The organism is Myxococcus sp. AB025B (genome assembly GCF_006518215.1).
Classification (GTDB): domain Bacteria; phylum Myxococcota; class Myxococcia; order Myxococcales; family Myxococcaceae; genus Myxococcus; species Myxococcus fulvus.
Genome location: NZ_SRLW01000333.1, coordinates 1 through 10,560 on the forward strand (window position 1 = coordinate 1; position 10,560 = coordinate 10,560).

Sequence of the window (10,560 nt, forward strand, 5' to 3'; positions counted from 1 at the left end):
GGCGGGGGGCGGTGCACGGTGGGCAGGGGCTCCGAGCTGTGCAGCCCGCGCGAGGCGCGATCCAGCGCCTCGGCGAAGGAGCGCCGGGCCACGTCGTTGGATTCGACGCGCTGGGGCCCCGAGACGCGCTCGAGGGCGCGGACGCGGAGGATGGCGTCGGCGCCCTCGGCGCGGCGCAGGCCTCCGACGCGACCGATGGGGCCTCGGGGTTTGCGGTGGTGACTCATGCCGGACCTCGCGGGTGGAGACGTCAGGGTGTGGGCTGGGTGGCGATGGTCGCCGTCTTCCGGGAGATGAACTCCTCGCGGCGCAGCAGCAGCTTCGCATCCTTCTTCGGGAGGATGCGGAGCTGGAAGCGGCGCTGCGTCGGCTCGTCGACGGAGAACACGTTCCTGTCGCTCACCAGCAGCACGGCCGTGGGCACGGCGAGCTTGGGCGCGCGGTGTCCGTAGAAGTGCACCACGACATGATAGGGCCCCGGCACCAGCTTGCGCGCGTGGTACAGCTCCGGCCCCAGTCCATCGGTGATGTCCCAGTAGAGCTGGCCTCCGAGCCGCGTCTGCTTGTGCTGGTAGTAGCAGCGCTCGCCGTCGGGCTCGATGACCCACAGGTCGATGTCCGTCTGGTCCGAGTTCCAGTGGGTGGTGAGCTGATAGCCGATGGGCGCGCGGGAGAAGGCGTCGCCGTACCTGCCCGACGTCCCGGGGCTCCCAAGCTCCGCGAGGCGTGCGCGCAGCGCCTGGACGATGGGCTCCGCGCGCGGGTGTCGCGCCAGCGCGGAGAGCATCCGGCCGTAGTGGTAGGTCGCGACCAGGCTCAGCTCACCGGGGTGCCGCGGGAAGGGGCGGGCGAGCAGGATTTCGTAGTTGCGCGCGGCCTCGGCGTAGCGGCCGGCGGCGTCCAGCGCGAGCGCCTCTTCCAGGTAGGCCTGTCCCTCGAAGGTGCGGCTGAGCCGCAGGTGCTCGAACAGCTCCGTCGCCGCGGCGTACTGGCCCAGGGCGAGCAGGCCGTAGCCCACCAGTCGCAGCGCCTCCGGGTCCTTGGGGCGCAGCTCCACGGGGGACGAGAGGGCCCGCACGGCGCCTCCCGTGTCACCCGCGAAGGCGCGCTCCCGGGCGATGCCTTCGTACAGCGTCACATCGTCCCGGTTCTCCCGGCGCGCCTTGCGGTACGTGAGCTCCGCGGTGAGGCGGGCCTCGCCGCCCGCGTAGGGCTCGTCGCGCAAGGGCTGGCGCGGATGGGGCGGCGCGAGGGCCGCGCGCTGCCGCGTCAGGGCGTCCACCACGGCGCGCCCCGACTTGGGGACGGCGTCCAGGTCCAGCCCCACGAGCGCATCCCGGCGCTGGTCCTGCTCGCGCTTGCGCAGGAGCTCCAGGTCGGTCAGCTCCACGCGCTCGTCGCTCAGGGCGAAGCGCGTGTACTCGGCCGCCGTCTCGAGCACGAGCATGGACGCGCGCGCGTTGGCCAGGTGGTAGTGCTGGCTGAGCGCCACCACCATCCGGTCCAGCCGTACGTCGTCCAGCGAGACGAGTCGGGAGACGAAGAGGTCCGCCCAGGCGCGAGGCGCGAACGCGCTGTTCGTGTCGCGAGGCAGGGGCACCTCGAGCGTCTTCTCCTGCTCGCCCGCGCGGGTGGACACCACGAGCGCCGCGGCCCCGGGCTCCGTCAGCCGCCCGGCCACGAGCAGCTCCTGGCCCGGGAACACCAGGTGCGGGCGGCCCGCGATGACCAGGTCCTTCACCGGCGCGCCCTTCACCTCCACGCGGGAGAGCACGACGGGGCTGGCCCGGTGCGCCGTCGCCGCGGCATCCACCTGGGCTCCGGAGAGCACCGACACGCCCCGGCCTCCGCTGGCCCGGGCGAGCGCGTCGAACAGCTCCGTGTTCACCGCGGCCTCACCGAAGCGGTACGTCACCCACCGCAGCGATTCGGCGCTGGTGTGCCGGGAGATGAGCGACTCGACGGTGCTCGGGCCCCACGTGACGTTGCCGTCCGACAGCAGGAGGGCCGTCACGCGCGTGCCGGGCTGGGCGGGCTTGAGCCAGTCCGCGCCGGCCCGGTCCAGCTCCGCCAGCATCCCGTCCACGTGCGACGCACCCTCCAGGTACACACGCTCCAGCTCGGAGAACGTCTCCCGACGGCGGGCGGTGTCGTTCGTCCGCCAGCCCGTGCCGTGCAGCCAGCGGGGGCGCACGTCGAAGAGGAGCACCGCGTACTCCTTCAGCGTGGTGTCCTTCTCCAGGAGCGCGCGCAGGGTGGCGGCCTGGAGCGCCCAGGCGTTCCCGTCCTCGGTGGAGAGGGAGGTGTCCACCACCAGGACGGCGCGCCCGGTGGGCGGGCCCTCGGCCGTCGACGTCAGCTTCGCGGGCAGACGGACGCGGGCATGGAAGGCCTGGCCGGGAAGGCCCGCGTCGTCCTTGCCCACGAGCACGTCCGCGTCGGCGTCCTTCGGCGCGAGCGCGACGGACAGCGCTCCGTCACCCTTCAGCTGGGGCCAGTCATGCACCCGCCACGCGCCGAGCGTTCGAGCGCTGCCCTTGGCGTCGGGAGCAACGAGCTCCTGCCGCACCTGCGTCGGGTCCACGTGGACGCGCGCGGACACCTGCACGTCCTTGCCCGCGCCGACGGGGAGGGGCCACGTGTAGCGCAGGTGCTGTCCGTCGTGGATGAGCGTCTGCTCGTAGGCGATGACCACGCGCTTGAGCGAGCGGGGCGGCAGCGGGAAGACGCGCGCGCTGAACGTGGAGGCGCCCGCCCACTCGAGCAGCGCGGGGTCGACGTTGTCGCGGACGATGTCCTCGTAGACCTCGCGGGCGCGCTTCTGCTCGACGACGCGGGCCTCCTGCACCTCGCCCCATGAGCGCTTCGCGCCCTTCGGACTGGGAGGCGCGGCGGCGGTGAGGCGCTCCAGGTCGGCGGTGTCGCCCAGCGCGGGCAGCAGGTCCGAGGACTGGAAGAGGGAAGGGGCGTTCACCGCGACGGCGCCCGAGTAGAGCGCGAAGCCCGCGACGGACGCGCCTCCGGGCAGCGGATAGTAGAAGGTGCCTTCGAGCGCGTGGGGCGTGTCGTTCTCGAAGAGGTGGTCCACCACCGTGCGCGCGCGGGCGCCCTGGATGTACGTGACGACGCGAATCGCGCGGGTCTTCAGCGGCTGGTAGCGGCCGGACTCGTCACGCACCAGGACCTTGGCCGCGCGAGGCGCCGCGTCCACCTTGGGCAACACGGGCGTGGGCAGGTTCGTGGGCGGTGGAGCGCCGTCGGCCCGCTCCTTCTTGGAAGGCTCCTGCGTGAGCTCGCCACCGCCACCGCTGCTTCCGCGCATGACCTGCATGGCTTCACGCGACCGGATGACAGCCTGCCGGGCCACGGCGTCAGCTGTTCGCCTTTCGAGGGAGAGGGCTTCCTGGGCCTCTCGGGGCGCGGGTGCGGCGGCGGGAGGCGGGATGGCCGCTCGGAGCGACTGGGGCCTGGGCGGCGTGCCTCCGGGCGCTCCTTCGAGCAGCTCTCCGGTGGTGTCTGGAGGCAGGCCACTCTCGGCTCGCAGGTGGTTCAGCAGGCGCTCCATCGCCTCGTCGTCGAGGAGCGTGGGGTGGGCCAGGGCGTCGCGAAGCTCCGCGACGTCCACCTCACCCGGCTCGATGACACCGGGCACCGTCGCGGGTGCGGTGAGGCCCGCCTTGGCGAAGCTGTCGGGAGTCGTCGCGGGCTGGGGGGCCGAGGGCGGGGCCGTGGAGGCCTTGCGCTCACAACCCACCATGGTGAGGCACAGCAACAGGGCGGCGGCCGACAGTCGCGAGACGCGCATGTCGGGGGACGTTAGCGCAACACCGTGTCACGCGTGGAGGACGCCCTCCGGACGGGGGTCAGTCGAGATACCCCCAGCGGTCCTCCTCGAAGACGTAGTAGGGGCGGCCGAAGGGAAGCCGGTCCGTCCAGCCGAGCACGTGGCGCTGCTGCGTCACGTCGTAGGTGAAGCCGAAGTGCGGGCCGTCGAACTTCGCCCGGGGCAGCTCGGGCAGCAGGTCGGGGACGAGCTCGGACAGCGCCTCGGGGAGCCGGCCACGGCGCGCCTCGAACTCGCGACACGCGGCGATGAGCCGCTCGGCGTTCTGCTGGGCCCGCTCGCTCCCCGCGCGGTCGGGCCGCAGGGTGACGTACACCGTCGCCGCCAGGGAGACGGTGTTCTGGACGAGCCGCGAGGCGTGGTCCTTCCACTGTCGCAAGGTGCTTCCCAGGAGTGTGCCCATGCCGCCGCCTCCGCTGTGCCGCGCATCATCGCCCGGCGCGCCGTCTTCGTGCGCGGCACTGCCTATCTTTTTCGCGAGGACGACCCAGGAGGACGTGATGCCGGACATCGATGAGCGCCAACGCGCGGGCGACCCCTCGGAGGGCAGGACGGCGCGGGAGACGGGCTACGAGGAGGAGGTGCCCGGGCACACGCCCGGGGTGGCGGAAGGTGACGATGACGAGGCACCCCACCGGGAGCATCCCTTCCCGGACCCGGACAAGACGCCCGGCTGCGCGGAGGGCTGAGCAGCCATTGCCTGCACGATAGGCCCGGTACGGCATCACGTCAGGCGTCTGTCCTGTGTCTTCGCGGCACGAGGTCCCCGAGACTCCGGCGTTTTCGTGCGGGGTGCATGAGGAGTTGAGGCTGAAGCACCTCGGCGCGGTCATCGCGCAACGAGGGCCGACTGCCAGCCACGCGAGGTCGCGGAGGTGCTCAGGCTCCTGCGCGCGCCGTGCGCGAAGGCGCACCGAAGCACCTCGGCGGGCTCCTCGCACGAGGAGGACAGACGGCTGGCGGCACGGTGGTCCTCCGACGCTTCCGTGCGAGATGTGCGGCGATGAGGGCGATGCCTCTCGCGTCGTCCCTCACCGTGAGGAGGTGGATGTATGCGAAGCCGCCGCCAGGACGGAGCGTGGCGTTGTTTCCCACGCCGTCCCGAGTGGCGCATGGACTCCGTGTGCGCCCTGCCCCGTGCGGGGGACGGAACCTGAATAGACCCGAGGGAGGCGCGTCAGAAGGTACAGAACGCGGCGCAACCCGCTGCGAAGGAGGTCGTCATGAACAGCAAGCTGATGCGAGTCCTGGTGGTGTGCTCCCTCACGATGGGTTCTCCCGTCCTCGCGCAGTCGGTTCATGGTGCCTCCCCCGTCGCGACGCAGAAGGTGACGGAGTGGGCGGAGGGGCAGCGCAACGTCTCGCGCACGGACCGTGAGCGTCAGGCCCGACTGGAGCGTGAGCGTGAGGAGCGCGAGCGTCAGGCCCGGCTGGAGCGCGAGCGTCAGGCCCGGCTGGAGCGCGAGCGTCAGGCCCGACTGGAGCGTGAGCGTCAGGCGCGGTTGGAGCGTGAGCGCCAGGCCCGGCTGGAGCGTGAGCGGCAGGCGCGGTTGGAGCGTGAGCGTCAGGAGCGTGAGCGTCTGGCCCGGCTGGAGCGCGAGCGTCAGGAGCGTGAGCGTCTGGCCCGGCTGGAGCGTGAGCGTCGGGAGCGTGCCGAGTGCGAGCGCCGCGGGTATGGCTGGTGCGCGTCGAACTCGCCGCGCCGGGGGTAGTCGACCTCGGGTCGAGCTGGAGGGTGCTCACGTAGCAAGTCCCGGTTGACGACGAACGGGCTCGGACATCTGCTTGAGCGATGTCCGAGCCCGTTGTCGTTTCCTCGCCGCCCTCCGCCGAGGCTCGCCCGGTGGACGTCGGTGAGCGCGTCATGCTGTTGGATGCCCTGCGAGGCTTTGCCCTCTGCGGCGTGTTCGTCTCCAACAGCGCGGCCTGGTTCAGTGGTCGGGTGTTGATGCCGCCCCAGGAGGCGCGAGTGCTGACGGCGCCGCTCCTCGAGACCGTCATCAACAACCTCTACCTGTTCTTCGTGAACCAGAAGTTCGTGACGCTGTTCTCGTTCCTCTTCGGCCTGGGCTTCAGCATCCAGATGTCCCGCGCGGAGAAGCGGGGCGACTCCATCACCCGGCTCTATGCCCGGCGCCTGCTGGTGCTCCTGGGCCTGGGCCTGTTCCATCAGTATGTCATCTGGGTGGGCGACATCCTGCACACCTACGCGCTGGTGGGCTTCCTGCTCCTGTTGTTCCGCAACGCCTCCAACAGGACGGTGCTCGTCTGGGCCGTGCTGTGCATGGCGGTGATACCCAGCACCGTCCAACTGCTCTCACACCACCTCCCGATATGGCTCCACGGCGCGGAGGCCGCGAAGGCCGCGGCGACGGCCACGCGCGCGGCGGAGCTGGCGGCGCGCACGCGCCTGCTGGAGGCGTACTCGAGCGACTCGCTCTGGACGGCGATGCTCGGCGGCATGCGCTTCAACGTGGAGACCTTCCTTCAACCCAACCGCCTCGTCTGGATGAGTTTCGCGCTGGGCCGCTTCCTCTTCGGGCTGCTGGCGGGGCGGCTCTTGCTGCTCCAGGACATCGAGGGCAACCGGTCCGTGCACCACCGCCTGTTGTTCTGGGGGCTCTTCCTCGGCGTCATCGGCAACGGCCTGGGGCTGGTGCTCTGGCGGCTGCGCTCGCTGGGGTTGATGGACCAGATGAGCCGTGACACGTCGATCCTGCTCAACCAGGTGCAGGAGCTCGGCTGCCTCTTCCTGGGCGCGGCCTACGTCGCCCTCTTCGCGCTCCTGTCCCGGCGTGGCTGGGTCCAGCGCGTCTTCGCCGTGCTGATGCCCGTGGGCCGCATGGCGCTCACGAACTACCTGATGCAGTCGGTCGTCAGTGTCTTCATCTACAACGGCTGGGGACTGGGGCTCATCACGAAGCTGCCGCCGTCACGCGTCATCTTCCTGTCGCTCGGCATCTTCGCGGTCCAGATTGTCTTCAGCCACCTGTGGCTCTCGCGCTTCCGCTTCGGACCAGTGGAGTGGCTGTGGCGCTCGCTCACGTATGGCCGTGCCCAGCCCTTCCGGCTGCAAGCGGGCAAGGGGGAGGTGGGGACAGCGGTGTCGTGAACCGCTAGCGTGAGCCCACAAACGGGGAGGTCGTGCCATGACGCTGAAGACACGAAGCGTGGTGCTGATGGGGGCCGCCGTGGGGCTCGTCGCTTGTGGAGGCCCGGGGACAGAGGCCCCGCCCCCGCCAGTCGAGACAGCGGGAGTCGTCACCTCCGCCGTGGTGCCACCGTGCACGGGGACCAACGCCTGGACGACGCTGGGGCATGATGCCCGCCGCTCCTCCACCTCCGACGGCTGTGCGTGGCATCCCTTGCGCAAGCTCTGGGAGTACGCGCCGACCGCCGGCGTGGGGCGCACCGTGCAGGGCGTCGAGCGCGTGGTGGCGAACACTGGCGGCGTGTACCTGACGTGGAACTCCAATCCCAACTACGTCGGCTCCGGCGGCAGCCCCGCGCTGGACAGGCTCGCCGTGGACACCGGCGCCAACGTGTGGAGCGTGGACCGCCAGCTCAATGACAACCGGGGACACTGGCCGACGATGTTCACCTACGAGAAGAACGTGGGCGGCGGTGTCTACGAGGCGAAGGAGGGCATCGTCCGCAACGACGACGGCATCCGGACCTGGAGCCAGCAGTTCGGCGCCAACTACTACTCCGGAGGCACCATCCCCTATGCCGAGTACGAGCAGGCACCCAACGACAGCTGGGGCCAGTCGCTGTCGGACGGCACGCGCCTGTGGGTCTACAACCAGCTCCACTACCACGGCCCCAAGCTGGGCCTGCGCTCCTTCGACAAGCGCGGCAACCTGCTCCTGGAGCTGAACACCTACGGCTACTACGGCGGCACGCGCGTCTTCCCGCAGCACCAGTGGGACACGGCCGAGGACCGCCTGGGCTCCATCGCCGCGGACGGCGGCTTCATCTACCTGGCCGCCATCTACAACTTCCAGTGCTCCACCAACTGCTCCGCCACCGAGCCCCGTCCCTTCGCCACCGGCCTGTATGGCTGGGATGTCGCCACGGGCACGGCGCGCTGGCCCCGCGTGGCGCTGGAGCCCGCCAGCCACATCAGCGTGTCGGGCAATCGCATCTATCTGCTGGAGCGGGACCCGGCCACCGGCACCGTGACGTTCAACATCCGCAACGCGGGCTACAACGGCGCCAGCCTCTTTCGCTCCGCGCCGCTCCCCGCCTCGCACCTCACCGGCTTCCAGGCGCCGGTGCTCGTGGCCGGACGGGCCATCTTCGCGGCGCAGGAGACCTCCGGCTCCAACCTGGGCACCGTCCTGTACTCCTTCGACGCGCTCTCCGGCGGTACGCCCCTGACGACCACTCTGACGGGGGTGTATGACGTCGTCGTCCCGTTCTACGGGCGAGACCTGCTGGATTTTTCCACCACGCCCTTCGCGGGCAGGCGCAGCACCAGCATCGCGGCGGCGTCGGGGACGAAGGACGACTCGGGCGTGAGCATCCCCACGCTGGTCATCACCTCGCGCACCGGCTTGCATGTCGTCGCCGTCTCCACGTTGTCGACCTTGTGGAGCGCCACCAAGCTGTCGCTGGTGGGCACGTCCGACGGGGGCGCGCTGCGGGACCCGGTCATCGTGAAGGACCGTGTCTACGTGGTGGACCGGAACAAGGTATACGCGTTGGGGCTATAGCCGAGGCGCTGACGCCCAGGCTGGAGTGAGAGGAAGCATGATGCGACGGTGGCTGTTGCTGGGGCTCTGTGTCTCCACGCAGGCGTGGGCGCAGGACTATCGGGCGTGCAAGGAGCTGTTCGTGTCCCCCCTGGCGGCGAAGGTCGAGTCGACCAACGCCAGTGGCTCCGCGTGGGACGAAGGCTCCTCGGCGGACCCGGAGCTGACCGCGATGGCGGTCGACGTGGAGGGCGCCTCGCCCGTCGTCATCGGCCCGAAGCAGGAGGACGCCAGCGTGCTCCTGTGGAACAGCCTCTTCGTGGAGGAGACGCGCTCGGGGGCCTGGCTCCCGGTGGGCGTGGGCGGCTCGCTGCACCTGCTGCTCACCGACTCGGACGAGGGGCCCTCGGACTACATCGGGGCCTTCTCCGTCACCGTCCCCGAGTCGCTGGCGCAGATGGGCACCGCGTTCATCCTCACCTCGTCCACGGGCACGCAGCGGATGCCGCTGACGCTGCGAATCTCCGCGACGGATGGCAAGCGCACCTGCGCGGGCCTGGAGAAGGCCGGGCCCGTGCGCTACGAGCTGCCCGCGCCCATGTTCACCGCGCGGGTGGACAACGGCCTCTTCGAGAAGATCCGGAGCGCCCAGCGCTGCAAGGCCGGGAGCACCCAGCGCGAGTGCAAGCCGGAGAGCTACGACGTGCTCTACACGCCGGAGCTCCTGAAGGACACCTGGGTGACGCTCGTGTCCGCAGGCCCCTTCGCTGGCACCCCGGGGACGTTCTTCGCGATGGCGTTCGGCATCGAGCCCGCGCGCCGTCAGGTGGCCTACATGGGCCGCTGCGACGCGTTGAAGAAGGCCCCCGCGCTGGGGGAGACCCTGGCCTGCGTCCTGGGCAACAAGGCCACCCTCATCAGCCTGGAGAAGGGCAAGCCCAAGACGCGCGCGGCCAACGCGCGGGAGCTGGAGGCGCTGAAGGAGCCGCCCGCGGACGCGCCCGCCGAGTCGACGCCGTCGCCCTGAGAGGACGTCCGGCATGGCGCCCGGGGTTCGAGGGCGCCGTGCGTGGGCCTCAGGCCGGCGGACGCATCGTGATGAGCACCACGCCGATGCCGATGAGCGCCAGGCCCGACAGCCGCTCCCGCCAGACCTGGGCGCGCGGTGAGCTGGACACGCGGCCTCCGGCGACGCCCAGCCACGCGTACCCGGCCAGCACCGGCACCTCCACCACGATGCAGGAGACGCCGTACACGGTGAACTGCAGCCCCGCGTGAGGCCCTGGCTGGACGAACTGCGGCAGCAGCGAGCCGAAGAACAGGATGGACTTGGGGTTGGCGAGCTGCTTGGCGAAGCCCTGCACGAAGGCGCCCTGCCACAGGGGGGGCTGGGGGCGCTCGGCCAGCGTGAGGCTCTTCTTCGCGGCCCACAGCGTGCTTGCGCCCAGGTAGACGAGGTAGGCGGCGCCCGCGTAGCGGATGGCGTTGAAGGCGATTCGCGAGGTGGCCAGCGCGGCGCCCAGGCCCACCACGGAGATGAGGAAGTACACGGCGTTGCCGGCCTGGATGCCCCACGTCGCGCTCATCCCCGCCCGGAAGCCCCGCGACATCGCTTGCGAGACCACCAGCAAGACAGCGGGTCCCGGAGTGATGGCGAAGAGCGCCATCGTCAGCGTGAAGGTGGCCCAGAGCGTGAGGTCCATGAGGTCGGGTGCGCGCGGCCGGAGAGTCGCTCCGGACTGTCCGCGCCGGGGCATGGACGCGGTGGGGTGGACGCGAATGACGAGCGCTCGGGTGCCCGCTCCTCCGTCGGATGTCGGACGTGCCACCCCGGGCCGCATCGACGGTATGCGACGCTCGCACGGCGGGTCGTTGGCGTGACGACGTCCCGGATGTCGCCCCCGTGGAGGAGGGCGCGGTGGGACGAAATCCGGCCGTGGCCCGGGCGCCGTCTCGTGCTCTGCTAAGCCCGAACGGAAAAGCCCCCCAGGAGAGGGGGCTGGCGGCGGGGCTCTCGGGAGG

General features: G+C 70.9%; 9 protein-coding genes. 5 read left to right on the top strand and 4 right to left on the bottom strand.

Features of this window, described 5'->3' with window-relative positions:
• The 3 genes from FL311_RS36355 to FL311_RS36365 form a co-directional block, all read right to left on the bottom strand.
• The coding region (locus FL311_RS36355; RefSeq protein WP_141332271.1) for a hypothetical protein at positions 1–227 on the bottom strand (227 nt) is incomplete at its 3' end.
• A 23-nt stretch (positions 228–250) separates the two neighbouring features.
• Positions 251–3,805, bottom strand: coding sequence for a hypothetical protein (locus FL311_RS36360; RefSeq protein WP_141332272.1), 3,555 nt, complete (start codon positions 3,803–3,805; stop codon positions 251–253).
• Between the two features lie 58 nt (positions 3,806–3,863).
• The gene (locus FL311_RS36365) at positions 3,864–4,247 is read right to left on the bottom strand and encodes a hypothetical protein (RefSeq protein ID WP_141332273.1); all 384 of its coding nucleotides are present in this window, start codon (positions 4,245–4,247) and stop codon (positions 3,864–3,866) included.
• A 97-nt stretch (positions 4,248–4,344) separates the two neighbouring features.
• Here FL311_RS36365 and FL311_RS36370 point away from each other — a divergent pair, with 97 nt between their 5' ends.
• From FL311_RS36370 to FL311_RS36390, 5 genes are all read left to right on the top strand, one after another.
• On the top strand, positions 4,345–4,533 hold the full coding sequence (locus FL311_RS36370) for a hypothetical protein (protein ID WP_141332274.1): 189 nt from the start codon (positions 4,345–4,347) through the stop codon (positions 4,531–4,533).
• 534 nt (positions 4,534–5,067) lie between these two features.
• Positions 5,068–5,556, top strand: a complete 489-nt coding sequence (locus FL311_RS36375; protein ID WP_141332275.1) for an ATP-dependent DNA helicase — start codon at positions 5,068–5,070, stop codon at positions 5,554–5,556.
• Positions 5,557–5,636: 80 nt separating this feature from the next.
• Positions 5,637–6,956 (top strand): DUF418 domain-containing protein, encoded by a 1,320-nt coding sequence (locus tag FL311_RS36380; RefSeq protein WP_141332276.1) that lies wholly within the window; start codon positions 5,637–5,639, stop codon positions 6,954–6,956.
• A gap of 37 nt (positions 6,957–6,993) precedes the next feature.
• A complete protein-coding gene (locus tag FL311_RS36385; RefSeq protein ID WP_141332277.1) occupies positions 6,994–8,559 on the top strand; it encodes a hypothetical protein in 1,566 nt (521 codons plus the stop codon).
• Positions 8,560–8,596: 37 nt separating this feature from the next.
• Positions 8,597–9,565: a hypothetical protein gene (locus tag FL311_RS36390; RefSeq protein ID WP_141332278.1), complete on the top strand. Its 969-nt coding sequence runs from the start codon at positions 8,597–8,599 to the stop codon at positions 9,563–9,565.
• A 49-nt stretch (positions 9,566–9,614) separates the two neighbouring features.
• On the opposite strand, the gene FL311_RS36395 is transcribed toward FL311_RS36390, so the two are convergent.
• Positions 9,615–10,241: a LysE family translocator gene (locus tag FL311_RS36395; RefSeq protein WP_194869508.1), complete on the bottom strand. Its 627-nt coding sequence runs from the start codon at positions 10,239–10,241 to the stop codon at positions 9,615–9,617.
• Positions 10,242–10,560 lie beyond the last annotated feature (319 nt).